This is a genomic window from Streptomyces sp. NPDC007929 (assembly GCF_042959065.1).
Classification (GTDB): domain Bacteria; phylum Actinomycetota; class Actinomycetes; order Streptomycetales; family Streptomycetaceae; genus Streptomyces.
The window spans coordinates 22,295-47,643 of record NZ_JBIBKD010000008.1; the positions used below are offsets into that span (position 1 = coordinate 22,295).

Annotated in this window: 18 protein-coding genes and 1 pseudogene; 9 read left to right on the top strand and 10 right to left on the bottom strand. The window is 71.5% G+C overall.

Features of this window, described 5'->3' with window-relative positions; genetic code table 11:
- Positions 1-72: 72 nt before the first annotated feature.
- The 8 genes from ACFZDE_RS26230 to eccB all read right to left on the bottom strand — a co-directional run bounded on the left by ACFZDE_RS26230 (position 73) and on the right by eccB (position 7,891).
- The gene (locus ACFZDE_RS26230; protein WP_391005826.1) at positions 73-375 is read right to left on the bottom strand and encodes a WXG100 family type VII secretion target; all 303 of its coding nucleotides are present in this window, start codon (positions 373-375) and stop codon (positions 73-75) included.
- Between the two features lie 90 nt (positions 376-465).
- Complete coding sequence (locus tag ACFZDE_RS26235) at positions 466-900, bottom strand: WXG100 family type VII secretion target (RefSeq protein ID WP_391203775.1); 435 nt, start codon at positions 898-900, stop codon at positions 466-468.
- Positions 897-1,994, bottom strand: coding sequence for a S8 family serine peptidase (locus ACFZDE_RS26240; protein WP_391204433.1), 1,098 nt, complete (start codon positions 1,992-1,994; stop codon positions 897-899). Before ACFZDE_RS26240 ends, ACFZDE_RS26235 begins: the two co-directional genes overlap by 4 nt.
- Positions 1,995-2,188: 194 nt before the next feature.
- A complete protein-coding gene (locus tag ACFZDE_RS26245; RefSeq protein ID WP_391203778.1) occupies positions 2,189-3,856 on the bottom strand; it encodes a hypothetical protein in 1,668 nt (555 codons plus the stop codon).
- A complete protein-coding gene (locus ACFZDE_RS26250) occupies positions 3,856-4,302 on the bottom strand; it encodes a hypothetical protein (RefSeq protein WP_391203781.1) in 447 nt (148 codons plus the stop codon). The genes ACFZDE_RS26245 and ACFZDE_RS26250 overlap by 1 nt, the downstream gene beginning before the upstream one ends.
- A gap of 180 nt (positions 4,303-4,482) precedes the next feature.
- Positions 4,483-5,094 carry a hypothetical protein gene (locus tag ACFZDE_RS26255; RefSeq protein WP_391203784.1) on the bottom strand — a complete coding sequence of 204 codons (612 nt, stop codon included), beginning with the start codon at positions 5,092-5,094 and terminating at the stop codon, positions 4,483-4,485.
- A complete protein-coding gene (gene mycP, locus ACFZDE_RS26260; protein WP_391203787.1) occupies positions 5,082-6,353 on the bottom strand; it encodes a type VII secretion-associated serine protease mycosin in 1,272 nt (423 codons plus the stop codon). The genes ACFZDE_RS26255 and mycP overlap by 13 nt, the downstream gene beginning before the upstream one ends.
- 11 nt (positions 6,354-6,364) lie before the next feature.
- Positions 6,365-7,891 (bottom strand): type VII secretion protein EccB, encoded by a 1,527-nt coding sequence (eccB, locus tag ACFZDE_RS26265; protein WP_391203790.1) that lies wholly within the window; start codon positions 7,889-7,891, stop codon positions 6,365-6,367.
- Positions 7,892-8,090: 199 nt separating this feature from the next.
- Between eccB and eccE the strand changes: the two genes are divergently transcribed.
- From eccE to ACFZDE_RS26310, 9 genes and pseudogenes are all read left to right on the top strand, one after another.
- Positions 8,091-9,407 (top strand): type VII secretion protein EccE, encoded by a 1,317-nt coding sequence (gene eccE / locus ACFZDE_RS26270; protein ID WP_391203793.1) that lies wholly within the window; start codon positions 8,091-8,093, stop codon positions 9,405-9,407.
- On the top strand, positions 9,404-10,192 hold the full coding sequence (locus ACFZDE_RS26275; RefSeq protein ID WP_391005805.1) for a hypothetical protein: 789 nt from the start codon (positions 9,404-9,406) through the stop codon (positions 10,190-10,192). The genes eccE and ACFZDE_RS26275 overlap by 4 nt, the downstream gene beginning before the upstream one ends.
- A gap of 302 nt (positions 10,193-10,494) precedes the next feature.
- Positions 10,495-10,656 (top strand): annotated as a pseudogene (locus ACFZDE_RS26280) (SCO5717 family growth-regulating ATPase); the annotation flags it as partial.
- Positions 10,657-11,343: 687 nt separating this feature from the next.
- Positions 11,344-14,394 carry an AAA family ATPase gene (locus tag ACFZDE_RS26285; protein ID WP_391204436.1) on the top strand — a complete coding sequence of 1,017 codons (3,051 nt, stop codon included), beginning with the start codon at positions 11,344-11,346 and terminating at the stop codon, positions 14,392-14,394.
- Between the two features lie 296 nt (positions 14,395-14,690).
- On the top strand, positions 14,691-16,544 hold the full coding sequence (locus tag ACFZDE_RS26290; RefSeq protein WP_391203796.1) for an ABC transporter substrate-binding protein: 1,854 nt from the start codon (positions 14,691-14,693) through the stop codon (positions 16,542-16,544).
- Between the two features lie 18 nt (positions 16,545-16,562).
- The gene (locus tag ACFZDE_RS26295; RefSeq protein ID WP_391005800.1) at positions 16,563-17,612 is read left to right on the top strand and encodes an ABC transporter permease subunit; all 1,050 of its coding nucleotides are present in this window, start codon (positions 16,563-16,565) and stop codon (positions 17,610-17,612) included.
- Positions 17,609-18,520: an ABC transporter permease subunit gene (locus ACFZDE_RS26300; RefSeq protein ID WP_391203799.1), complete on the top strand. Its 912-nt coding sequence runs from the start codon at positions 17,609-17,611 to the stop codon at positions 18,518-18,520. Before ACFZDE_RS26295 ends, ACFZDE_RS26300 begins: the two co-directional genes overlap by 4 nt.
- Entirely contained in the window at positions 18,517-19,605 is a 1,089-nt protein-coding gene (locus ACFZDE_RS26305) for an oligopeptide/dipeptide ABC transporter ATP-binding protein (protein ID WP_391203802.1), read from the top strand. Before ACFZDE_RS26300 ends, ACFZDE_RS26305 begins: the two co-directional genes overlap by 4 nt.
- Positions 19,602-20,612, top strand: a complete 1,011-nt coding sequence (locus tag ACFZDE_RS26310; RefSeq protein ID WP_391203805.1) for an oligopeptide/dipeptide ABC transporter ATP-binding protein — start codon at positions 19,602-19,604, stop codon at positions 20,610-20,612. Before ACFZDE_RS26305 ends, ACFZDE_RS26310 begins: the two co-directional genes overlap by 4 nt.
- A gap of 58 nt (positions 20,613-20,670) precedes the next feature.
- Here ACFZDE_RS26310 and ACFZDE_RS26315 read toward each other — a convergent pair whose 3' ends face one another.
- Together ACFZDE_RS26315 and ACFZDE_RS26320 are read right to left on the bottom strand one after the other, a co-directional pair.
- Entirely contained in the window at positions 20,671-21,624 is a 954-nt protein-coding gene (locus tag ACFZDE_RS26315; RefSeq protein WP_391203808.1) for a bifunctional riboflavin kinase/FAD synthetase, read from the bottom strand.
- Between the two features lie 168 nt (positions 21,625-21,792).
- Entirely contained in the window at positions 21,793-25,197 is a 3,405-nt protein-coding gene (locus ACFZDE_RS26320) for a trypsin-like peptidase domain-containing protein (protein ID WP_391203811.1), read from the bottom strand.
- Positions 25,198-25,349: the final 152 nt, after the last annotated feature.

Below are 25,349 nucleotides of genomic sequence, written 5' to 3' on the forward strand. Positions count from 1 at the left end.
GGAGCTGGAAGCAGACAGCGCAGGGTGGGCACCTCCCGTGCGTGCCCACCCTGTTTTTCCGACCGTGCGCTCCTACTGGAAGTAGCTGGCGCCCTTCAGGTCGCCGCCCCGGTAGTCACCGCCGGCGGTGTGGACTCGCTGTGAGATGTTGACCAGCGCCTGGTGGATGCCGCGTGCGTGCGTGTCCCACTGCTTGGTCTTCTTCTGGAACTCCTCGTACGCTTCGCCGCCCCAGCCCGCGGACACGTTGAGCACGGCCTGCTTCAGGGCCTCGAGGTCCTCCTCGAGCTTCTTCGCCTGATTGCCGAGCTCGGTGGCGAGTGCGTCCATGGTGCCGTACGTGACGGCGAGTTCGTCGTAGTGTGCTCCGGACATGTTTCCCTCGTTTCTCTGCAGATTTCAGCCGGGCTGCGCGGCCCGGAAGGCGGTGCGGCTCGCTGCCGCCCGGTGGCTCGTCCGCGTGCCTCAGTAGCTGTTGAGCGCCGAAGTCTTTCCACCGAGATCGTCCACCGCGATCTGCTTGAGGTCCGCCTCGATCTGGTCTTCGAGGTTGCGCTTGTCGGTCTTGTTCAGGTTGATGCCCTCAAGGAAGTCATCGAGCATCTTGCCGATCGCGACCATGTGCTGGTTGATTTCCGTCTGCTTGGTGTTGAACGCCTGGGCGCCCTGCCCCCTCCAAGCCTTCTCGATCATGTCGATCGTGCCCTGCAGCTTCGCGAGGGATCCCCTGATGTTGTCGTATCGATCGACAACCTCGGTCTGAAGCCTCTGTACGTCACTTTCGTTTAGCTTGCGGTCGACCATTTCGGCGCTTCCCTTCACAGAGCTCTGGTTCGATTCCGAGCGCGTCATCGCGCCGGAGAGGTTGTGTGCGACCGGTTGACCCACGTGAGTGGTCATGCTTTTCGCCGCGAGCGGATCAGCGCGAAGGCACCGCCCCCGATCGCCAGGGCCGTCCCTGCGGCGCCGAGCGCGACCCACATCGTGGTGCTGTCGGACGGCTCCGAGGTCGAGCCTGCCGCCGAAGTCTGGCCGCCAGAGGTGTTCTTGGGGGCCTGTGACGATGTTGGTGCGGGTGCGGAAGGTGTGGCGGTGACGCCCGTGACACCGGTGCCGTTCTCGAAGCTGAGGGGGTCGGTGGCGGCCGATCCCGGGTTGATGTCGCTGTTCTCCAACACCTTGCGGGGGCGGACAGCGCCGTAGCCGAGGTAGTTGCTCCGTTCGCCCTTCTCCCAGGTGCGCCCTGCCGTATCGATCATGGTGCGCAGGACCTGGTTGGCGGTCCAGTCCGGGTGTGCCGACCAGATGAGGGCGGCTGAGGCGGAGGCGATGGCAGTGGCCATGCTCGTTCCACGACCATCGCAGTAGGAGCGGAATGTGGCGTCGCACCACGTGGGCACGTCGAGACCAGGAGCTGACAGATCGACATAGTTGCCGTACTCCGAGAATTCGCCCACTTTCCCCTTGTCGTCTGCGGCGGCCACCCCGACCACGTACGGGTAGGCCGCAGGGTAGTCAATGAAGTTCTTGGTTTTGGCATCGTTGCCTGTGGCAGCAAACATCAACTTGCCCTTGGAGTGGGCGTACTTGATGGCCTTCTCCTCGTCCGGGTCGATGAAACGACCACCGTAGGACATATTGATGATCTGCGCGTCGCTGTCCGCCGCCGCCCTGATCGCATTCGCCGCGGAGGGGGTCTTCTTCTTGTCGGTCGGGTTTTTCACACCGTTGACGAGCATCCGAATGGGGATGATCTTCGCTCCGGGGGCCAAGCCTTGCATGCCCTCTCCGGCACCAGTCCCAGCAATCAGTTCCGCCATGCTGGTGCCGTGGCCGTCGTAGTCCTCGGTAGCGTTGTACGAAACTGCGTCCGGCACCTCGCCCCCTAGCACTTGCCCCTTAAGGGAAGATGTATCGGGATTCACGCCTGTGTCCAGCACCGCAATCTTGACACCCTTGCCGGTGCTGACTTTCCACATGTCTTCGGCCTGCATCGCGTTCAAGTACCACTGCTTCGACTGAACGTCTGCGGCGGTCGCACTCGGAGCCAGTACCGAAGACATAACTGCGAAAGCACCGAGTGCCGCGCACGCGGTGAGCACCCGACTTCCGGTAAGTCCTGCGAAGAACGCCGTCGATCCGCAACGCGGGCTGGTCCCTGTCATGCCTGTGTAGATCCTCGCTCTGATCAGTCAGTCACTGGTGGCGTGCGTCGCGGGGTTTTCGGTTGAGACTCACTCTCACGATCCGTGCGGTTCCCATTGCGTCGGTTTCCCGTGCGGTCGCGCGGCGCACCTGCGCCGCCTCCGGTGGGCCCACCGCTTCTTTCGGCTTCGCCTCGCCCCTTAGGTGTACCGACGACGCCCTCGGCGTTGCCCGCAGCTGGACGCGCAGCCTGGCCCGGACGAGTGCCAGGGGTGGAGTTCGGCGCTCCGATCACTCCACGCTGCCCGACGGGCGCACGGGAGCCAGTGTTGCCGCCAGCGCCGACGACCGTACCGCGCGGGACCTTGGAGCCGGTCGTCCCTTGAGGACCTGTAACGGGCCTTCCTCCGACAATTCCATTACCGCGCGCCGCACCTGTGGAACTCGCACCGCCAGCGCGGTCGCTCGCCGGTCGTCCGACAGTGCGTGGCATTCCACCGGAGACGCCTCGGCCCATGGGGGAAGCGCCAGCACTTCGAGCACCTGACTGCCCCGTGGTGCTGGCGTGACCCATCGGACCAGCGGTGCCGCGACCGCCGACGGTGCCGTTCGAAGCGCCTGTACGACCCTGAGCCGAGATCGGGGCGCGGTTGCCGTTCGCTCCGCTGAAGCCCGAGGTACGGCCAGCCAGCCCGCTCGGGGCAGGAGTAACCATGGCGGAGGGAAAGGTAGGGGTGATCCCGCCACTGCTGCTCGGACCCGTCACTGTATGTGGCGCATTGGTAAGGGGCCTTGTGGTTTCCTGGGGCGGCAGGCTGCCTACGCTGTCGATCTTCGTGCCAACATTCCCATCCCGCGCAATAGCCGAGTCGTCCACATTCCTCAGCGGCGGCGTGGCATCTCCCGAACGCGGGCGTACTGATTCCATGTTCGGGGTGGCGGGTCCGGTAACCATGGACTCACGCACGGCCGCGAGCCCACCGGAGCTTTGCGCTTCCCCAGCGTCGCGGGGGGCCCGGTAGGTCGGATCCGGCTTGGGCACCCCCACATCCGGCATAGGCTCGAACGTAGGCGGCTCCTGGCCCGCCATGATCTCTTCCGAGACCGCATAGAAGGACGCCAGCCGGTTCATCTGGTTGATCGCCTCTTGGCGGTCCTTCTCCGCCTTGACCGCCGCCGCGTACTCCGCGTTGCTCTCGATCTGCTTAGGCGTCGGAATGTCCGCGACCGCTTTGGGGTCCTCTCGGGTGTCGCGGGGCGGCATGGCGCTGCGGACCGAGGCGAGGCCCGTGGCCGCTGCCGTGATCTGGGTGCCGGCGGCGTCCGCGAAGGCGGCGAGCTCGCGGGCGTGGATGACGAGATTCGCGCCCCATTTACGGAAGGCCTCGCCCGACTCGCCTTCCCAGTCGACCCGGGTGATGTGGCCTTCGAGTTCCTCAGCGGCGTCTTCGATGGCGGTCTGGGCGTTCAGCAGGGCAGTGCCCGCAAGTTCCAGGTCCTCCGGTTTTGCGGATTCCACCATGTCGATCATGGCGTTCAGGGCGTGGCCCTCGAAGTTCGTCTTGCCGAAGACACGGGGGACGCTCCAGCCGAAGGGGAGGAGCTGGGCTACCCCCGTCGCACCGCTCACCATGTCGATGGCGCCGACCTGCGCCGCGGCCTGTTCCCTCTCCGCCTGGTGCGCATCCTGGGGCTTCTGCTTGTCGCTCACTAGTAGGTGACCGTCCGCTCGTCGTTGCTCTTCGGCATGGGCTTGCCCTGCTCCGCAGCCTCCGCCGCCGCCCTCTCCCGCTCCGCCTCAAGCTGCTGACGGCCGATTTCCGTCCTGATCTCCCAGAACCGCCGCCGCTCCTCCTCGTCGATGTTGCTGAAGTTTCCTCCGGCGCCCATGACGGCGATCTGCATCGCCTCGATCTGAAGGCCGAGGTTCTTGGAGAGTGCGGTGAGGCGTTCGTGGACGCGTTCGTACTGGCTGTGGAGGCCCTTGGCCTCGGCGAAGCCGCCCGAGCCGCTGAAGGAGGTTTCGGAGAGGGCGTGCGCCGCGATCTTCTGAGGGCTTGCGGGTGAGCCCTCGAAGGTGGAGAGCACGGCATCGACACGCTTCTTGAAGGTGCCCAGCGCCTCCAAGCCGACCTTGAAGCCCTCCGCAGGCAGCATGCCTTCCCTCCCCGTTCCCCGTGGTCCCCGTTGTCCCCGTCGATAATTCGTTGAGCGGTGTACAGGTTTGACCTGATCGGCACACTCGATGACCACTCTAGGCAACGGGTCTGACACGACCAACTGATTCTCGTGGTGCGCGAGTTGCGAGGCGGACGAGATCAGGCCGGGCCGCGGGGGTCAGCAACCACCCTTGCGCGTCATCACCGCGAAGTCATACGAGGGGACGGTCACCGTCCCCTCACCTCCCCCGATTCCCGGCGGCTCATAGTCCCCGTCCTTCGACCGGGTGCGTGTGACCTGCATGCAGAAGGCCGAGTCGGCGCCCGAGACCGTGTAGCGGGCCTCGGTTGCGGTGCTCGTGTCGGCGGGCGTCGCGTTCACGCCGTACTGCGGGGCGTCGCCGCCGCCGTGCTCGACGACCTTCTGCTCGATTTTTGTCGCGTATTCGTCGATCCAGCCGGTGTCGTTGTCCTCGGCATAGATGTCGCCGAAACCGGAACTGCCGTCCAGGGCGTCCGTGGCGCCCTGGACGGCGGTCGTGAACTCGGCGTCGTCCCACGTCGTGTCATCGGAGACATTCAAGCCCTGCACACACAGATAGATGCCGACGCCGGCCAGGGCGACGAACGCGACGCGGGCGGCGACGAAGGAGGCGTCGGACAGTTCCTCGGCCGCCGGGTTGATGCCGGAGCGCCAGGACCGGACCCAATCCGCCTTCACGCAGGCCATGGCCAGCAGCACGCCGGACAGGACGAGGCCTATGACATTCAGTTCGGTCAGCGCGTCCATGGTCCGTCCTCCGGTCGTCGTCGCTGCCTGCGCCGTGCATCGCGGATCGCCACCGCCGTGCCGCCCATCCCCGCGACGAGGACCGCCGAGCCCACGGTCACGTAGGTGGCGAGGCGGGCGTCGCGTTCCTCGGCTGTTTCGCCGATCCGGAACTCGGCCGGGGTGGGGGCTTCGGCTCTGCCCAGGTCGGCTCGGGGGTCGGGGGACTCCACGGGGTGCTCGTCCTGCGTCAGGGCCCGTACGGGGTCGACCACTCCCCAGCCGACCAGACGGTCGTGGCCGGCGGTGGTGCGCTCGGCGGTCTGCTCGATCTGGGCGACGATCTGCCGGGCCGTCCAGTCGGGGTGTTTCGCCTTGATCAGCGCCGCGAGGCCGGCGACGTACGGCGCCGAGAAGCTCGTACCGCTGTCGGAGCAGTGGCCGCCCTTGGGGACGGTGGAGATCATGTCGACACCCGGGGCCGCCACGCCGACGAACTCGCCGGACTGGGAGAAGGAGGCGCGCTCGTTGTTGCGGTCTGAGGCGGCGACGGCGAGGACGCCCTCGTAGGCAGCCGGGTAGGTCTCCTTCACGTTGCCGCCGAGGCCGTCGTTGCCCGCCGAGGCCACGACCACGATCCCCTTGTTCAGGGCCTGGTCGATCGCCAGTTTGAGACGGGACGTGGACGTCATCGGCTTCGTGGTGTCCTGGGAGATGTTGATGACGTCGGCCCCGGCCTGAACGGCGTGATGGATCGCGGCGGTCAGGGTGCCGACGTCGCCGTTGCCCTCCGCGTCGTTCTGCTGGATCGGAATGATCGTCGCATCGGGGGCCAGGCCCACGAAGCCGGTGCCCTTGGCGGGCCGGGCGGCGATGATGCCGGCGACCTTGGTGCCGTGGCCGACCGTGTCCGTGGTGCCGTTCTCCTTGCCCCGCTCGATCGGGTTGCCGTCGTCGTCCTTGAGGTCCTTGGGCAGGAAGTTGCGGCCGCTCTTCACGTCCACGGCCTCGGTGAGTTGCGGGTTCGTCACGTCGACGCCGGTGTCGATCACCGCCACCCGCATGCCCTTGCCCGTGGACTGGCTCCACAGCTCGTCCAGGAGGACGCGCTGCAGGGACCAGGGGCGGCCCGGGTACTTGCCGTTGGGGAACGCGCACTGGTCGGAGTACGGGAGGTCGGCCGCGGCCGCGGGGGCTGCGAGGACGACGGGGGCGGTCGTGAGCACGGTCGCGGCCACCATGGTGGTCGCACGGTGGCGGAGGGAGGGCACGCGAGGCATCTCCGGGCCCCTCAGGAACCCTGCGGCTGGCGTGCCGCCGTCGTGGACAGGCGTGGGCCGGTCGGCAGGAACTCCGACCAGGCGGCGGGGATCGGCGCGGGGTCCACGTCCTTGTAGCCCAGCCGGGTCTGGGCCTGCTGGGCCTCCTGCTGGGCCTGTTCGCGGTCCTTGGCCGGCGTACCGATGCCTGTGTCGTCGGCGCCGCTGTCGGCGTTGGACTGCAGGACGTAGCGCAGGCCCGTGTCGGTGACGAGGAAGACGGGGCCGGCCTTGGTCTCCCTGCCCTGGAACTGGCGGTAGAGCTGGCCGGAGCCGGGCGTGACGTAGGCGCTGGAGGATCCGGTGGGGAGCTTGACCGGGAAGTCCGTGCCCGCCCAGGTGCTGAGGGTCGTGGTGCCGGAGCCGGCGTTCACCGCGCGCAGGACGTTGCAGACGGTGCTGCGGCTTCCTGCCGCGTCGGAGGCTTCGTTGACGGGCTGAGGGTCCTCGGCCGGCCAGCGGTGCTCGGTGCCGAACGGCTTGCCTGGCACGATCGCGCCGGGGCTCATGTCCTTGGCTTCACCGGCCTGGCGGAGGGCGGCCAGGTCCTCGCTGAAGAGCAGGAGCTGGGCGACGAAGGCCGAGACGGGAGCGACCCGGCCGGGCAGCACCACGTAGTACTGGTCGCTGTTGAGGTCGGACGCCTTGAGGACCATGCCGACCCTGTCGGTCGCCTCGTCCAGCCGGCCGGGGGCGCCGGCCGCCGCGCCCACCTGGCCCGGGATCGCCGGGAAGGAGATCCTGTCGCCCTTGTGCAGGGTCCGCAGCCATTCCTCGGACACCTTCTGCGGCTTGCCCTCGGAGCCGACGACGGCACGCAGCAGCAGTTCGTCGCTCTTGTCGACGGGGTACGAGCGTCCGCTCGCGTCCACCACGTAGCGGTTCCCGTCCGGGGCCGCGACGTAGAGCAGTTGCCCACCCGTCAGTTTCTCCCCTTTGCCCTCGGTCTCCTTCATGTCACGGGAGGCGAGGACCAGGGCCGCCTTCTGGATGGACTCGCCGCCCGCGCTGGGGCGTTCACAGACCGCCCAGCGCTTCTCGCTGCCCGCCTCGGACGCCTCGGGGAGCCGATCGGGCGCGTACGGGATGCCGATGGTGACCCCGTGCGGGATCTTGCCGTTGTCGAGGACCGACTCGGCGACGGTCACCACCTCGCCCTTGCCCTCGTCGAGGAGCAGCTTCGCGGAGGCCATGTTGAGGACGGGGTGCAGCTGGGCCTGCTTTCCGGTCTTCAGGACGACGTAGCGCGTGGTCGAGTCGCCGGCGACGATCACCTTGGCGTTGGGCTCGTCCCAGCCCTTGGGCGCGGTGGGCTTGAACATGCCCCAGGCCCCGAAGACGGCCATGACGACCACACCTACGATGACGCCGGGGACGACCGCGCGCAGCGGACGAGGCGCGCCCTCCTCCGAACCGTCGGGCGACGACTGCAGGAAAGCCGCGAGCATGCGGCGCTTCGCGAAGGTGTAGGCATTGAGCTGGTCGCGCCGAGATGCCATCTCTGCTTGTCTCTCCCCGTGTTCAGACGTGCCGCGCTTGCCTGATGCGTCATGGCCGACCGCCCCGATGTCAGAGCGGCCCCCTACTATGCCTGGTATCCGCGGGGACTTGTGGAGCCGGTAGGGTGCCCGGGCCTTCACGGGCACGGAGCGGTGCTGGGACACCAGCGAGTCGTCAGCAGAACGGGGGGATGGACTGATGGCTTCCGGTACGCGCGCCCGGTTTCGTGACCGGTCACGGACACGGGGTGCGTCGGTGTCCGGGCAGGGACCGGCGCAGCCGGCGGCCTCATCGGGCGCGCTCCAGTCCAGATTGCGTGCGGGTCAAGCCGGGGTGTTCCGGTTGCAGCGCTTGGTCCTGTTCGAGGTCGCGGCGGCCATCCTGCTCGTCGGATGGCTGATCGATCCCATGGCGGTGGCGCCTGCTGCTGTCCTCGCCGGTTGTCTGGTGCTGCTCTCCTTCCTCCGTCGCCGCGGGCGTTCCCTGCCCGAGTGGCTGGCCACGGCTCAGGCGCTGCGTGCGCGGCAGCGGCGGGCCGCGAGCACGCCGATACCGGAGGGCACGGAGCCGGGGCTGGCGCCGGCCGTGGAGTGCGATCCGAGTCTGCGGACGTACACCTACAGCGGCCGCGACCGCCGCCCCGTCGGAATCGTCGGGGACGGTACGTTCGTGACCGCGGTCCTGCATGTCGAGGCCGATGCCACCGCGTTGCGCGCCGAGCGGAACCAACAGCCGTTGCCGCTCTCTCTGGTGCACGACGCCCTGGAAGTGGACGGCATCCGGCTGGAGTCGGCGCAGGTCGTGCTCCACACCCAGCCCGCGCCGGCGATCCATCTGCCCCGGCAGTCCGTGGCGGTCGCCAACTACGCTCCCCTGCAGGAGCAGACGGGTGCACCGGCAGTACGTATCACGTGGATCGCGTTGAAGCTCGATCCGGAACTGTGCGCCGAAGCGGTGGCCGCGCGCGGGGGCGGCCTGGTCGGAGCGCAGAAGTGCGTCGTGCGTGCCGCCGATCATCTCGCGAGCCGACTCACCGGATCCGGGTTCCGGGCGACCCTCCTCGACGAGGAGCAGCTCACCTCCGCCATCGCCACGTCGCTCTGTGCCAACCCGTTGGTGACGGCGGAGGCCGGGCGGACGGACACGCGGGAGCGGCGGACCGAGGAGGCGGGCCGGAACTGGCGCTGCGACAACCGCAGACACACCACGTACTGGATCAACCGGTGGCCCGCCCTGGGTGGGGAGAGGGCGCCATCACTGCCGCAGCTCGTCGCTCTGGTCACGGCCGTCCCCACCCTCGCCACCACCTTCAGCCTCACGCTCGGGCGGGGCGAGCGGAAGACAGTGTCCGTCAGCGGGCATCTGCGGGTGACCGGGCGCAGCGACGACGAACTCGTCGCCGCCCGGCGCGCGGTGCAGGCCGCGGCCCGGCACACCGGCATGGGGCTCTCCCGGCTCGACCGGGAGCAGGTGCCGGGCATGCTGGCCACTCTGCCCCTCGGAGGTACGCGGTGACGGCGACGACCCCGCGCGTGGGACGGGCGGCGGCGACCGGAGGGGGCGAGCCGCAGCCCTCCGCCCCCGAGCGGGCGCGTGAACTGCTGCGCCGCGGCTTCGGATTGATCGGCCCGAGACATCCTCGGCACTCCCTGACCGTCGAGCAACTGGACACTCTCGCCCTTCCCGTCGCCGACGACGGCGTCGTCATCGGCATGGACGCGCAGAACCGGCCCGCCGTACTCGGGCTCAATCGGCCGCTGCCGTACGACGTCGTGCTCATCGGCGGGCTGTGGACCGTGCAGGTCATCGCGCTCAGAGCGGCGGCGACAGGAACGCGGGTCGCCGTGGAGACAGCACGGGCCCAGGTCTGGATGCCGATGGTGCACGCCATGGGGGGCGGTCAGAACGGGATGGCCGTGTACGACGTAGGGCGGGTGCCGCCGCTGGGTGCCTCGGCCGGTACGCCGGTGCTGGTGGTGCGGGACTGCGGGATGCGGCCGCCTCGCGGTCGCGTGGTCTCGGGCCCCTGGCAGTCGGTGCTGACCCTGTTGCCGTACGTCAGCCCGGTCGCTCCGCGGCTCGTGCGGCAGGCGCGGTTGGTGGGGATCCAGAGGGTGTCGCCCGACGAGGCCACGGAACTGGGCCGCGCGATGGCGCTCACCCGGGCCGAAATGGACTCCCTGCCAGGGCTGTCCGACGGTCTCACTCTGTGGTGTACCGACCGTGATCGGCAGTACGTGATGACGCAGCCCACGGATGCGGAGACCGGGTTGTTGGGTACGCCACGTCGGATGGACTGACGGGCCAGGCTGCGAAGTCGTTCACCGCACCCGGTTTGTCAACTGTTACGCCGACAATTGCGTCGGATTTGCCTGGTTTTCGAGGTCTGGCGTTGCTGTGGAGGGGCAGACGGGCCTGCCGGGTCGGGGTGTGTGGTGATTAGGCTGGGACAGGGATCGACGTCGGACCGCGTGGAGCAGGCGTCGGCGTCCCAGGGGCAGACGGGGGAGCCTGTGGAGTGGACGACCTCGGACGACCCCTGTTACGCCTCACTCGACTTCGTACGACGTCGGACGACAAGCAAGGGTCGCCCCAGCACGGCATGAGGGTGCTCGACCACACCAGGAGGAACACTGTGAGCAGCGATCGGGACGGGATCCGCGGGGGCTGGGCGACACCCGGCGATGACCAGCCCGACGCGGAGTCCGCAGCAGAGGTGACGGGCGAGTTCACCATCGACTACGCGCCGCCCGCCTGGTACACGCAGAACGCTTCGGGGACCTCGTCCTCGGGGCAGGGGGCGGGGGCGGGGACGTCCGAGGAGTCCGGTGCCTCTGGGGCTGCCGGAGGGCCCGGGGGTTCCGGGGCGTCCGCGGGCTCCGGGATGCCGAAGGGGCCGGTGCCGCCGCTGCCCGGGCTGACTCCGCCGCCGCATGCCAACCCCTCCGGTTCGGCCTCGGCGTTCTCGCCGAGTCCCGGTCAGGGCCCGGCCTCCGCCTCGCAGCCGACTCCGGCGCCCGGTGCGCCCTTCACACCGCCCGCGCCGTCACCCGCCCCGTCGCCCGCGTCAGAGCCCACTCCGGGTGCTCCGTTCACGCCTCCGGCGCCCGCGCCGGGTGCGCCTTTCACTCCGCCTGCCGTCGGCGGGCCCACCGGGGTGCCGAGGTTGCCTATGGGGAGCGGTTTCGAGCCGCAGGCCGCGCAGCAGGCGCAGTCCGAGACGCCCCAGGCCGAACCGGCTTCGCCCCAGCCTGGACCGGCTTCTCCCACGGCTGTGCCGAACATTCCCGTGGGCGGGTATCAGGCTCAGTGGACGCCGCCGGCTCCGCCGGAGACGGCTCCGGCTGCTCCGACTCCCACTGCTGCTCCCGTTCCTGCTCCTCCTCCGGAGGCGGACGAGGTTCCGGCTGCGGGCGGGACGTCGGACGGGGATCTGGAGAGCGGTGCCACCATGCGCTTCTCCGCCGTCGCCCTCAAGCGGGAGATCGAGGAGCGGGCCGCCGCGGAGCCGGTTCCCACGGCCGACGTGCCCGGAGTCCCTGACGCCGAGGACAAGGGTGACGTCCAGGCGGACGAGGCCGTCGACGAGACCGACAGCGCCGTCCGTGTGGATGACATGGAGGAGCACGGTCCTGACGTCGACGCCGAGGACGACGCCGAGGACGACGGCGCCTCCGATGCCGTATCGGAGTACGCGCTGGACGCGGACGCCTTCGCAGACGTGCCGTCGGCCGAGGACACCGAGGACGTCGAGGACGCCGAGGCGGCCCAGCCGGAGGGTGAAGACGCGGCGCCCGTGGTTGTCGAGCCTCAGCCCGTGGCAGCCGACGGCGGCGCGTCCGATGACGCCGGTGCCCAGGACGAGGCGCCCGGCGACGACGCTCGTGCGGAAGAAGTGGTGGACGAGGAAGGCGCCGAGGCGGGGAACGCCGAGGCCGAGGAAGCCCCCTCACAGGCCGCCGAGCCCGAGGATGCCGTACCGGTCGACGCCGAGCACGCGCGTGCGGACGCCGTGGCCGTTCCTGAGGAGCCCTCCGACGCGGCCCCCGCCGACCCTGTGTCCTCGGAGAGGGAGCCGGAGGACGCCGTACCGGCCGACTCGGTTCCCCCGCTCCCCCAGGGTGTGCCGCCGCTGCCGCCGTCGTACCAGCCGGCGGCCCCGGCGCCCGCCAACCAGTGGCCCGTGCAGCCTCAGCAGCCCCGTCCGGAGGCTCGGCCCGCCGATGCGCAGGGGCAGCCGCCGGTGACGGCGCAGCCCTCGGTACCGGCACAGCAGCCGCCGTTCCAGCCCCAGGCGCCGCAGCCCGCGCCCGCCGCGTGGCACCAGCAGCCCGCACCGACGCCGCCGAACCAGCCGCCCGCCCAGCCCGCACCGCAGCCCGGTGGTTACGGCTTCCCGCACCCCGGAGCGCAGCCCCCGGCGCCGAACGCCCAGGGCGGCTACGGCTTCCCCCACCCCGGCGCCCCGGCTCCCGCCGTGCAACCCCCGGCCCAGCAGCCGGACGGCCCGCAAGCGCCCCCCGCCCAGGGCGGCTACGGCTTCCCCCAGCAGGGCGGGCCCGCCCCGGCAGCGCAGCAGCCTCCGGCCCGACAGCCTGCGGCTCAGCAAGCCCCTGCACAGCAAGTCCCCGCTCAGCAAGCCCCTGCACAACAGCCCGTCACGCCGCCCGCCCCCAACCCCAGCCCCACCCCTGCCCCTGCCCCTGCCCCTGCCCCTGCCCCGCAGGACGGCTACGGCTTCCCCCAGCCGGGCGCCCCCGCCCCACAGGCCGGCTACGGATTCCCGCACCCCGGTACCCCTGACGCCCAGGGCGGCTACGGATTCCCCCAGCCTCCCGCCCAGCAGCCCCACCAGCCCCAGCCCCAGTCCCAGCCCGGCGTCCCGCCGCAGGCTCAGCCCCAGCCCGAGGCCCAGCCCCCGCACGCCGGTCAGCACGGCCAGCCCGGCCAGCCCGGCCAGCAGCCGGGACACCCCGGGCAGCCTCAGCAGCCCGTCGACCCCCGGACCGGGGCCGCGTGGCCGCAGCCCATGCAGCACGACCAGCGGCAGCCGACCAACCCCGGGGCCGCGCCGCTCGGTTACACCGCCGCCGTGGAGCTGTCGTCCGACCGGCTGCTCAACAGCAAGAAGCAGAAGGCGAAGAGCAGCCGTCCGGCGGCCGGCGGCGGACGGTTCAAGATCGGTGGCAAGAAGGAGGAGGCCGAGCGGCAGCGCAAGCTCGACCTGATCCGCACGCCCGTGCTGTCCTGCTACCGGATCGCCGTGATCAGCCTCAAGGGCGGTGTCGGCAAGACGACCACGACCACCGCGCTGGGCTCCACGCTCGCCACCGAGCGGCAGGACAAGATCCTCGCGATCGACGCCAACCCGGACGCGGGCACGCTCGGGCGCCGGGTGCGGCGGGAGACCGGGGCGACCATCCGCGACCTCGTCCAGGCGATCCCGTACCTCAACTCGTACATGGACATCCGGCGGTTCACGTCCCAGGCCAGCTCCGGCCTGGAGATCATCGCCAACGACGTCGACCCGGCCGTGTCCACGACGTTCAACGACGAGGACTACCGGCGCGCGATCGACGTGCTGGGCAAGCAGTACCCGGTGATCCTCACCGACTCCGGCACCGGTCTGCTGTACAGCGCCATGCGCGGGGTGCTGGACCTCGCCGACCAGCTCATCATCATCTCCACACCGTCCGTGGACGGGGCGAGCAGTGCGAGCACGACGCTCGACTGGCTGTCCGCGCACGGGTACGCCGACCTCGTCTCGCGGTCCATCACCGTCATCTCCGGAGTCCGCGAGACCGGCAAGATGATCAAGGTCGAGGACATCGTGTCGCACTTCGAGACGCGCTGCCGCGGCGTCATCGTCGTGCCGTTCGACGAGCACCTCTCCGCCGGTGCCGAGGTCGACCTCGACATGATGCGGCCGAAGGTGCGGGAGGCGTACTTCAATCTCGCGGCCATGGTCGCGGAGGACTTCGTCCGCCATCAGCAGTCGCACGGCCTGTGGACCTCGGACGGCAACCCGCCACCGGTCGCGGCCCCGCCGCTGCCCGGCCAGGCCATGCCCGGCCAGGCCATGCCGGGCCAGCCGATGCCCGGTCAGCCCTTCGCCCAGCCGGGACAGCCGTACCCGCAGCCCGGCCAGCAGCAGCCGGCTCCCGGCCAGCCGGGCCCGTACCCCCAGCAGCCGCAGCAGCCCCAGCCCGGTCAGCCCTACGCCCAGCCCGGCCAGCCGTACCCGCAGCCCGGTCAGCCCTACGCCCAGCCGGGCCAGCCCCCCGTTCAGCCCCCGGTTCAGCCGGGCCAGCCGTACCCACAGGCCACAGCCCAGCCGCCCTACCCCCACCCCACCCAACAACCGCCGGTCGCTCCCCCGCAGCCCGGCTACGGCTACCCCCAGCCCGGCCAGCCCGGCCAACCAGGCCATCCGCCCCAGCCCGACGGGCAGACCCCGCCCCCGCACCAGACCCCACCCCCGCCCCAGCCCCCGACGCAGTAATCACCTCACCCGATCGGCCCCTTCTCAAGGGCCGATCCCCGTCAGGCCCGCGCCGATCCGACTCGGCGCGGGCCTCGCCGCGTTCAGGGGCGAATTCCGTTGCCAGGCCCTGGCCAGGGGCGCGTCAGTGGTCTCCACCAATGGGTGCGAAAAGCTCGCCAATTCGTTATTTCCGCAGGCCACAAGGGGTGAACGCGCCGTTGACGGGTGGAGACGGCCGCTGGTACACACACATCACGTATCTGACAGCTGATCAACCCGTCCTTCCCGTCCGAGCGATGACGCGAGGTCCGACCATGGGCACGAACGATCAGAAACGCAGCCTCCCGCACGGCCTCCGGCTCGTCGCCCTGGCCGGGGCCGCCGCGCTCACCCTCACCGCCGGTCTCGCGACCCCGCTCGACCCGGCTCCTCAGCAGGCCAGGGCGGCCGACGACGGCAAGAAGGTGCTGACCGTCGCCGTGGCGCAGAGCGTGGACTCGCTCAGTCCGTTCCTGGCGGTCCGGCTGCTCAGCACGAGCATTCACCGGCTCATGTACGAGTACCTGACCAACTACGACCCCAAGGACAACCACGCCATCCCGGGCCTGGCCACCAAGTGGGAGCCGTCGGCGGACAAGCTGACCTGGACGTACACGATCCGCTCCAACTCGAAGTGGTCGGACGGCCAGCAGGCCACCGCCGAGGACGCGGCGTGGACGTTCAACAAGATGATGACCGACACCGGCGCGGCCACGGCGAACGGCAGCTACGTCGGCAACTTCAGGAAGGTGACCGCACCCAGCCCCACCAAGCTGGTCATCGAGCTGAAGAAGCCGCAGGCCACGATGGCGGCGCTGGACGTTCCGATCGTGCCGAAGCACATGTGGGAGAAGGTCTCGGACTTCTCCGAGTTCAACAATGACAAGAGCTTCCCGGTCGTGGGGAACGGGCCGTTCGTGCTGAGCGGCTACAAGGCCGACAGCTACGTCCGGCTCAAGGCCAACAAGGACTTCTGGCGCGGTTCGCCGAAGTTCGACGAGCTGGTCTTCCGCTACTACAAGGACCAGGACGCGGCCGTGTCGGCGCTGCGCAAGGGAGAGGTGTCCTTCGTCGCCGGGTCGCCGTCCCTGACGCCCGCTCAGGCGGAGTCGTTGAAGGGCGCGGACAACATCCAGGTGAACGACGCCCCCGGCCGCCGCTTCTACGCCCTCGCCACCAACCCGGGCGCCAAGGCGAAGAACGGCAAGAAGTTCGGCGACGGCCACCCCTCGCTGCTGGACCAGCGGGTGCGCAACGCGCTGTTCCGGGCCGTCGACCGCGAGGCCATCATCGACAAGGTGTTCCGGGGCCACGCCGTCGAGGGCGAGGGCTACATTCCGCCGCGCTTCCAGGACTACTTCTGGAAGCCCTCCGCGGACCGGAAGCTGGCCTACGACCCGGCCGAGGCGGCCCGGCTGCTCGATGAGGCGGGGTACAAGAAGAACGGCGAGGGCAAGCGTGTCGGCAAGGACGGCAAGCCGATCACCTACCGCGTCCTGTGCCACGCCACCGACCCGAACGACAAGGCGGTCGGCAAGTACCTCCAGGAGTGGTGGGGCGAGCTCGGCATCGGCGTCCAGCTCAACTGCCTGGACAACGTGACCGACCCCTGGCTGGCCGGCAAGTACGACCTGGCGTTCGACGGCTGGTCGGTCAACCCCGACCCCGACTTCGTGCTGTCCATCCACACCTGCGGGGCGCTGCCGGCGACCCCCGAGGAGACCGGCGCGACGGACAATTTCATCTGCGACAAGAAGTACGACGAGCTCTACGCCCGCCAGCTCACCGAGTACGACCCCGCCAAACGGGCGGACATCGTCAAGCAGATGGAGTCGCGGCTGTACGACCTCGGGTACATGAACGTCATGGCGTATCCGAACGCGGTCGAGGCCTTCCGGACGGACCAGATCAAGTCGATCACGACCATGCCGGCGAAGGCGGGCAACATCTACGGCCAGGACGGCTACTGGAGCTGGTGGTCGGCGGTGCCCGCGGACTCCGGCGGCTCCTCCGACAGCGCGTCGTCGACCGGGGTCGTGGTCGGAATCGTCGCGGGTGTGGTGATCCTCGGCGGGCTCGGCGCCTTCGCGGCGATGCGGCGGCGGGCCACCGCCGAGGAACGCGAGTAGGGCGGCGAGCGGGAACTCATGACCGCTGACGCGACCCCCGCGCTGGTCGAGGACAAGCAGCAGCCGGCCGCCGGGCCGCGGGTACGCAAGGGCTCCGCGTACCCGCGGTACCTGGCGGGCAAGGTGGCCGGTGCCGCCGTCTCGCTGCTGGCCGTGCTCGTCACCAGCTTCTTCCTCTTCCGGCTGATCCCCGGCGACCCGGTGAAGACCATGACCGGCGGACGTCAGGTGTCGGCGGAGCAACTGGCCGCCTATCGTGAGGAGTTCGGGCTCGACCTGCCGCTGTGGCGGCAGTTCACGGACTACTGCGGCAAGGCCCTCACGGGCGACTTCGGGACGTCGTACCAGTTCCGCGCGCCGGTCGTCGACAAGATCGTCGAGGCGCTGCCGAACACCCTGCTGCTCACCGGGACCGCGTTCGTCCTCTACACGGCGCTGGGCATCTTCCTCGGCACCCGGTCGGCGTGGCGGCACGGCAGACTCGGCGACCGCGTCAACACGGGCCTGGCGCTGACGCTGTACTCCATCCCGTCCTTCTGGCTGGGGCTACTGCTGATCATCGTGCTGTCGGTGGGCATCGGCCCACTGCCCGGCATGTTCCCGACCGGAGGTATGGAGTCGGGCGGCGAGGAGGGCTTCGCGTATGTCCTGGACGTGGCGCACCATCTGGTGCTGCCGGTGGTGACGCTGGTGGCGGTGGAGTACGGGCAGACACTGCTGGTCACGCGGTCGGCGCTGCTCGACGAGATGGGCAGCGACTATCTGACGACCGCACGGGCCAAGGGGCTGCGCGACGACCTCGTACGCCGTCGGCACGCCGTGCCGAACGCGCTGCTGCCGACCGTGACGCTGATCTTCATCAACCTCGGGCGGACGGTGGCGGGTGTGATCCTCGTGGAGACGGTGTTCTCCTGGCCGGGTCTGGGCGGGCTGTTCTATCAGGCGCTGAGCGTGCCCGACCTGCCGCTGGTGCAGGGGTTGTTCTTCGTGTTCGCCGCCGCGGTGATCCTGATGAACACCCTCGCCGACCTGGTCTATCCGCTGCTGGACCCCCGGGTGGCCCGATGACGACGACCGGGACGGCCCCGAGCCCCCGCGCCCTGGCCCGGCAGCGGCGCCGGGCCTCCGTCGCCCGCTTCTGGCGGCAGTACCGCTCCGAACGGGCGGGGCTGTACGGCCTGATGGTGCTCGCGCTGTGCGCGCTGCTGGCGCTGTTCGCACCGCTGTTCGTCGGCTCCGACGTGAGCAGCGTGACGGACGCGCCGGGGCGTCCGATGCAGAGCCCGAGCGCCGAGTTCCCGCTGGGCACCGACCAGTTCGGGCGTGACCTGCTGGGCCTGGTGATCTGGGGCTCGCGGGTGTCGCTGCTGGTCGGGCTGCTGGCCGCCGTGCTGTCGGTGGCGATCGGCACCCTGATCGGGGTGACGGCCGGGCACTTCAAGGGCTGGTACGCGACGGTGATGATGCGGATCACCGACTGGTTCCTGGTCATGCCGACGCTGGTGCTCGCGATCGCCCTGGCCACGGTGATGTCCCGCTCGCTGACCACGACCGTCGTGGCGATCGGCGTCACCACCTGGCCGACCACGGCCCGGCTGGTGCGGGCCCAGACCCTCGCGGTGGAGACCCGGCCGTACATCGAGCGGGCGCAGGCGCTCGGCGGCGGCCACTGGCACATCATGTCCCGGCACGTCCTGCCGAACGTGATGCCGCTGGTGCTGGCCCAGACGACCCTGATCATCTCCTCGGCCATCCTCGCGGAGGCGACCCTCGCCTTCCTGGGCCTCGGCGACCCGACGGTCGTGTCGTGGGGCGGACTGCTCCAGGACGCGCGGGAGGCGGGTGCGGTCAGTGCCGGGGACTGGTGGTACCTGGTGCCGCCGGGCATCGCCATCGCGGTGGTGGCGCTGGCGTTCACGCTGTGCGGCCGGGCCGTGGAGGCCGTCCTCAACCCCAGGCTGGGGGTGTCGCGTTGAGTCTGCTCGACGTCAGGAACCTGACCGTGACCTACGCCGGAGGGGCGGCCGCCGTACGCGGGGTGGATCTGCGCCTGGAGGCGGGTCGCAAGCTCGGCCTCGCCGGGGAGTCCGGCTGCGGCAAGTCCACGCTGGCGCTGGCCCTGCTGCGGCTGCTGCCGGCCGGGGCGCGGATCACCGGGGAGGTGCTCCTCGACGGCGAGGACGTGCTGACCATGAAGTGGGGCCGGGTCCGGGCGGTCCGCTGGGCCGGGGCCTCCATCGTCTTCCAGGGCGCGATGCACTCGCTGAACGCCGTGCACCGCGTCGGCGACCAGATCGCCGAGCCGATCCTGCTGCACCGCAAGGCCACGGCGGCCGGGGCGAAGAAGAGGGCCGGGGAACTGCTGGAGCAGGTCGGCCTGCCCGCCGCCCGCGCCGACGCCTACCCGCACGAGCTGTCCGGAGGCCAGCGCCAGCGCGTCATGATCGCCATGGCACTGGCCTGCGACCCCCGGCTGATCATCGCCGACGAGCCGACGACCGCGCTCGACGTGATGATCCAGGCGCAGATCCTGCGGCTCATCGAGCAACTGGTCGCGGACCAGGACCTCGGGCTGATCATGATCAGCCACGACCTAGCCGTCCTCGCCGACACCTGCGACCGGCTCGCGGTGATGTACGCGGGCCGGGTGGTCGAGGAGGGCCCGGCCCGGCAGGTGTACGAGGACGCCCGGCACCCCTACGCCCGGGCCCTGTCGGCCGCGTTCCCGCGCATCGGCGACCCGGCGTCCCGGTTCGCCCCGCAGGGGCTGGCCGGCGACCCACCGGACCCGGCGGCGCTCCCATCGGGCTGCACCTTTCATCCGCGCTGCCCGGTGGCGCTGGAGTCGTGCCCGGAGGAGGACCCGGTGCTCAGGGCGGCGGGCCCGGAGCGACGGGCCGCGTGCGTCCTGGTCGGACCACCGGGAGCGGGAGCGGAAACCGCCGAAGAGCGGGTGACGACCGACCCGGGGGCCGCCTCGGCCGACGCACCGGAGGCACCCGGGAACGGCCCGGCCGACGAACCGGAAGCCCTGGAAGAAGCGAGGCCCGGCACACCATGACCCTCTCCCCCACGGCCCCCGAGGTCACCACCGCTCCCCTGCTCAGCGCACAAGGCCTGCACGTCACCTTCCCCGGCCGGCACGGCGGCCCCCGGGCCCGCGCGGTGGACGGCGTCGACCTCGACATCCGCCGGGGCGAGATCGTCGCCCTGGTCGGCGAGTCCGGCTGCGGCAAGACGACCCTGGCCCGCAGCCTGCTCGGGCTGGTCGAGCCGACGGCGGGCCGGGTCACCTTCGACGGCCGCCCGCTGGACTACTCCGGCCGGTCCCTCAAGGCCTACCGCAAACGCGTCCAGCTGGTCCTCCAGGACCCGAGCGGCTCGCTCAACGCCCGGCACACGGTGTACGACGCGGTCGCCGAGGGCCTGCGCATCCACGGCTACGGCGGCGACGAACGCACGGCGGTCGCCGAGGCGCTGTCCCGGGCCGGCCTGCGCCCCCCGGAGCGCTTCTTTCTGCGCTACCCGCACGAACTGTCCGGCGGGCAGCGTCAGCGGGTGGTCATCGCGGGCGCGCTGGTCCTGGAACCCGAACTCCTCGTCGCCGACGAGCCGGTGGCGTCCCTCGACGCCTCGGTACGCGGCGAGATCCTCGCCCTGCTGCTGCGGCTGCGCACCGAACTGGGCCTGTCCGCACTGGTCGTCACGCACGACCTGGGCCTGGCGTGGAACATCGCCGACCGGGTCGCCGTGATGTACCTGGGCCGGATCGTGGAAACAGGCGCGGTGGAGCAGGTCCTGACGGCCCCGCAGCACCCTTACACGCAGGCGCTGCTGTCCGTCCTCCCGGAGGCCCCCGGTACCCCGGTGATCCTCACGGGCGAGCCCCCCGACCCGACCCACGTCCCCTCAGGCTGCCGCTTCCACGCCCGCTGCCAGATCCTGGCCGGTGGAGAGGCGGAGGCAGCGGGAGTGGCGGAGGAGTGCAGTGGCAAGGACTTGCCGGTGCTGAGCGGGAGCGGGAAATCGCAGGTGGCTTGCCATTGGGCGGTTGTGCCGCGCCCCTAGGGGCGCGGGGAACGGCGCGACAAGCCACACTCACAGCCGCAGACAGCCCACTGGCGAACTAGGCAGCCCCCTCCGCCGCCACCAACTCCCTGCACTTCTCGACGTCCTGCCCCATCTGAACCAGCAGCGCGTCCAACGTGTCGAACTTCGCCTGCCCCCGCACGAACGCCAAGAAGTCCACCCCGACATGCAGCCCGTACAGATCGAGACCCACCCGGTCGATGGCATACGCCTCCACCGTGCGCTCGGTCCCCTCGAACTGCGGGTTCGTCCCCACCGAGATCGCCGCCGGCATCGCCTCCCCCTGCGCGTGCAGCCAGCCGGCGTACACGCCGTCGGCCGGGATAGCGGTGTGCGGCAGCGTCTCGACGTTGGCCGTCGGGAAGCCCAGTTCGCGCCCGCGCTGGGCGCCCCGGACGACGACGCCCTCGACCCGGTGCGGGCGGCCCAGGATCTCCGCCGCGCCCTCGACGTCGCCCTCGGCGACCAGCCGCCGCGTCAGCGTGGAGGAGAACGGCTCGCCGCCGCCCGCCTCACCCGTCACGTACAGGTCGACGACCTCGACCTCGAAGTCGTAGGTCTTGCCCTGCGTGGACAGGAACTCCACGGTCCCGGCGGCCTTGTGGCCGAAGCGGAAGTTGGGGCCCTCGACGACCGCCTTGGCGTGCAGCTTGTCGACGAGGACCTTGACGACGAAATCGGCCGGGGACAGCTTCGAGAACTCGGTGGTGAAGGGGAGGATGAGTACCGCGTCCACGCCCAGGTCGGCCATGAGTTCGGCGCGGCGGTGGTGCGGGGCGAGCAGCGGCGGGTGGCTGCCCGGGCGGACGACCTCGCTGGGGTGCGGGTCGAAGGTGACGACCACGGCGGGCACGCCCAGCTCCCGGGCGCGGTCCACGGCATGCCGGATGATCAGCTGGTGCCCGCGGTGCACTCCGTCGTAGGAGCCGATGGTGACGACGCTGCGCCCCCAGTCCTGGGGGATGTCCTCCAAGCCACGCCAGCGCTGCACTGTGCCTGCTCCTTGTCGAAAGCTCGTCGAACCCGTGTCCGGTCGTTGTTCGTGATTGCCTCGTGCGCAGGTCTAAGGGTGCCATGCCGGGTGCCTCCTGCCAGCATCGGCATGGGGGCTGTGACCGGCAGCACGGAGGCGTGCCCCGGCCCGGCGCCCGGGGGCCGGTCAGGCGAGGACGCCCGCACCCGCAAGGCTCTCGATCATCCGGTGCGAGCTCGGTCCTACCAGGGCCGCCCATTGTTCGGGCGCGCCGGTCAGCCAAGCGGCCACGCGGGCGGCGAAGCCGGGCACATGGCGGCCCAGGTCGACCAGGGCGCGGTCGAACCGCGTGGCGCCCTCCGGGGTGCGTACCAGGAGCAGTCCGATGCGGTGGACGAGGTCGCGCAGGTCGTCGCCGCCGTTGCGGGCGGCGGCGTTCAGCAGCGCGTCCAGGACGTCGGTGTCGTGCTCCCGGGCGAGGAGCGCGTCGCGCAGTTCGCGGCGCAGCGGGCGTGAGGCGGGGACGCCGGGCGGGCTGAGGACCCCGGCGAGGGCGCAGCGCAGCCGTACCGGGCCGTCCTCCAGCAGGCCGGTGACCAGCGGCAGGAGCACGGGCCGGGCGGCGGGGCCGCGGTCCAGCCGCTGGTCGGTGTAGGCGGCCGTCTGCCCGGCGAGCTCGGGCCGCTGCCGCGCCGCCCGGCACACCAGCGCGGCGACCCGGCGGGCCAGGCCCGGCGGGGTGGCGTCGGCCAGTGCGCGCAGCGCCTCCTCGGCGTCGGGCCGCTCCAGCCGGGCCGCGAAGGCCGCCAGGACCGGCTCGGGGTCGGTCAGCAGGGCCCCGGCCAGAGCGTCCGGTGCGAAGCGCGGGTCGCCCGCCGCGAAGTGCTCCAGCGCCCTGGGCAGGTAGCGGGCCCGGGTGTGGGGGTCCTGGACGAGGAGGGCGAGGGCGCCGCCGTGCAGGGCGCGGTCGGCGGGGCGGGCGAGCAGGGTGAGGGCCGCGTAGCGCAGGAGGGCGCGGTCGCCTGCGGTGCTCACGTGCGGCGCGACGCGTAATCCGTGCGCCACCGCCGCGCCGCGCCGGGCGGGCCGCTCGTCGCGTGCCCAGCGGTCGACGGCCCGGCACATCGCCGAGGGTTCCTCCTCGGTCAGGACGGTGAGCAGTTCGTCGGCTCGTCGGTGCGCGCGGTCGGCGAGGACGTCCGTCAGCTCGTCCAGGGCGCCGTGACGGTGGGTGTGCAGCAGGGCCTGGGCGGCGGTGGCGACGGTGGCGTGCGGGGTGGCGGGCAGCGGTTGCTCGTCGTCGAACCAGCGGACCAGCTGTGGTTGCACGGCGGTGGGGTCGGCGGCGAGGAGTTCCGCGACCGCGTCCAGGAAGCGGGGTCCGGCCTCACACGGTGGGCCGTCGGCGTGGACCAGCCGCCGCAGCAGGGCGCAGCGCGTCTCCTCGGGCAGGCGCAGGCCGGTCCAGAAGGCGGGCCCGAGTTCCTCGGGCACGGGCCGCTCCTGGCGCCGCCAGGCCACGATCCGGTCGGCGAGCAGCCGCAGCACCTGCACGTAGGGCGCCGCGTCGGGCAGGGCCGAGAGCGTCCCGGTGAGCAGCCGGGCGGCCCACCAGGAGCGTGGGTCGGCGTCCAGGGCGTGCACCAGGTCGGCCAGTCGGGAGGCCGCCCGGTCGGCGCCGTGCTGGCGGGCGAGGCAGAGCAGGGCCTGGACGACCGGCCCGACGCGGTGGTGCGGCACCGGGTCGGACCGCGTGTCCTCGCCTCGGTGGACGAGGACGTGCAGGGCCTCGTCGAGGTCGAGGTGCGTGCCCTGGAGCCAGTCGGCGAACCCCTCGTGCGCGAAGCGGTATCCGGTTCCGGCGGGCACGAGCAGGCCCTCGGCGAGCACGGCCGACGCCCAGCCGGGGCGGCCGCCGAGCCGCGCCGGGGCGGGCCCCCACGGGAACACCTCCTCGAACGCCTCCCGGTCGAGGTCCCCCGGCCCCGGTCCGAGGCTGCGCCGGGCGGCCTCGTGCACCTGCCCGGCGACCTTGGCGGCCAGCCGCCGTACGGCGGTGCCCCGCATGCCGTGGCCGGTGGCCAGCCGGTCGGCGATGCGCAGGGACATCAGGTCCAGGTAGGCCGTGAAGACGTCGTGCCGGTCGATCGCCGCTCCCGGCGGGGGTGCGGGGGCGGCGGTCAGGACCTCGGCGAGGAGTCCGAGGGCCAGGGGGTGCCGGGCGTCGGCCGGGGTGAGGGCGTGATCGGGGATGCCGTGACTCCGGCGCGCCTGCCGGGCCTCCTCCTCGGTGAGGTCGCCGAGCCGTACGCACGGCTCGCCGGGGAAGGGGGCGCTCTCCCAGTACTCCGCCCGGCACGCCATCACCAGCCGGGTGCCCGTCTCGCGCAGCCATCGCGCGGTCTCCGCCGCCCAGTCGGTGGTGCGGCGGGCCAGGGCGGCCGGCATCTCCTCGGGCCCGTCGAGCAGGAGCAGCAGGGGGCGGCCCTGGGAGCGGGCGAGGTGGGCGAGGCGCTCGGGTGTGGTGTCGCCGAGGTCGGCGCGGGCGGAGGCGGCCGCCACGGCGGGGGCTGCCCGCTGCAGCGCCCGGCGGGCCGCGTCCGCCACCGACGCGTCGCCGTCCCGCAGGTCGCAGCCGCGCAGCCACAGCGTGGGCCGCGCGGCTCGGCCGCGCCGGGCGGCGAGCGCCGCGAGTTCCGTCGTCCGGCCGCTGCCCGGTGCTCCGACGAGGCCGAGGACGGCCGCGGGGTTCTCCATGAACGCCGTGAACTCGGCGGCCACGGCTGCCCGTTCGACCGGTGGCGGGAGGCCGGGGCCGTCGGGCGGGCCCTCCAGCGCCATCGAGGCGCCGGTCAGTTCCAGCACCCCGGCCGGATTGAGGTCGGCGCCGTACGCGGGGACCGTGGCCGCGTTCTCGGCGAGCAGCTCGCCCAGCGGCCCCGCCGTCGCGGGGATACGGGCCCGCAGCGGCACGGCGAACCCGACGTCGCTGTGGTCGGAGCTGAGCGCGGTGCCGAGGACCGCGACGACGGCTCCGGTCCGGGCGTCGAGCACCGGGCCGCCGGCCGCTCCGCCGCCCAGCCGCAGCGCGTCCCGCCCCGCCGTGCCGACCGCGAGCTCCAGCACGTCGTCGAGGCGGTGGGAACGGTCCGTGGCGGTGTACGTCACGGCGGCCGGGCCCAGCACCCGTGCCTCGCGCCAGCCCCCGGCGGCGATCCGGACGTAGGCACCCGTCTCCGCTCCCTCCCGCACGGTGACGGGCAGGGGCGGCACGCCGAGCCCCTCGGTCCGGACGAGCGCCAGGTCCAGCGCGGGCAGCGGGGTGACCGCGTCGGCGGAGACCACCCGGCGGCGGTGACCGGCGCCGTGCAGGACGAGCCGGGGCAGGCCGTCGACGGCCTCGTGGCTGGTGATCAGGGTGCCGTGGTGGTCGGCCAGGAAGCCGGTGCCGCGGGGGCGGCCGGCCAGGTCGTGGATCCGGACGAGGGCGTCCGCGGGGGCCGCCCCGTCCTCGATCCCCGCTGTTCCGGGGTGGTCCGGGGAGCCTTCCGGGCTGTCGTCCGTCTCCCGGGACCCGTTCCGCGACGCCATCGTCGAGCCTCCCCGCCGTACACCCGTGCCCTTGTGTTCGACAGTAGGGGCGGGATGATCAGCGGGACAGATCGCTCCGCGAAAGCGCCCCCTTCCGCTCCCCCGGTTCACTCCGAGCGCCCGCACGTACGGGTGAAGGAGTGGGGGCGGCT

Bases quoted from the DNA above. Each gene is read 5' to 3' on its own strand.
- ACFZDE_RS26230 (WP_391005826.1), bottom strand. From the start codon at position 375: ATGTCCGGAGCACACTACGACGAACTCGCCGTCACGTACGGCACCATG.
- ACFZDE_RS26235 (WP_391203775.1), bottom strand. From the start codon at position 900: ATGACCACTCACGTGGGTCAACCGGTCGCACACAACCTCTCCGGCGCG.
- ACFZDE_RS26240 (WP_391204433.1), bottom strand. From the start codon at position 1,994: ATGCAGGCCGAAGACATGTGGAAAGTCAGCACCGGCAAGGGTGTCAAG.
- ACFZDE_RS26250 (WP_391203781.1), bottom strand. From the start codon at position 4,302: ATGCTGCCTGCGGAGGGCTTCAAGGTCGGCTTGGAGGCGCTGGGCACC.
- ACFZDE_RS26255 (WP_391203784.1), bottom strand. From the start codon at position 5,094: ATGGACGCGCTGACCGAACTGAATGTCATAGGCCTCGTCCTGTCCGGC.
- mycP (WP_391203787.1), bottom strand. From the start codon at position 6,353: ATGCCTCGCGTGCCCTCCCTCCGCCACCGTGCGACCACCATGGTGGCC.
- eccB (WP_391203790.1), bottom strand. From the start codon at position 7,891: ATGGCATCTCGGCGCGACCAGCTCAATGCCTACACCTTCGCGAAGCGC.
- eccE (WP_391203793.1), top strand. From the start codon at position 8,091: ATGGCTTCCGGTACGCGCGCCCGGTTTCGTGACCGGTCACGGACACGG.
- ACFZDE_RS26285 (WP_391204436.1), top strand. From the start codon at position 11,344: ATGCGCTTCTCCGCCGTCGCCCTCAAGCGGGAGATCGAGGAGCGGGCC.
- ACFZDE_RS26290 (WP_391203796.1), top strand. From the start codon at position 14,691: ATGGGCACGAACGATCAGAAACGCAGCCTCCCGCACGGCCTCCGGCTC.
- ACFZDE_RS26295 (WP_391005800.1), top strand. From the start codon at position 16,563: ATGACCGCTGACGCGACCCCCGCGCTGGTCGAGGACAAGCAGCAGCCG.
- ACFZDE_RS26300 (WP_391203799.1), top strand. From the start codon at position 17,609: ATGACGACGACCGGGACGGCCCCGAGCCCCCGCGCCCTGGCCCGGCAG.
- ACFZDE_RS26310 (WP_391203805.1), top strand. From the start codon at position 19,602: ATGACCCTCTCCCCCACGGCCCCCGAGGTCACCACCGCTCCCCTGCTC.
- ACFZDE_RS26320 (WP_391203811.1), bottom strand. From the start codon at position 25,197: ATGGCGTCGCGGAACGGGTCCCGGGAGACGGACGACAGCCCGGAAGGC.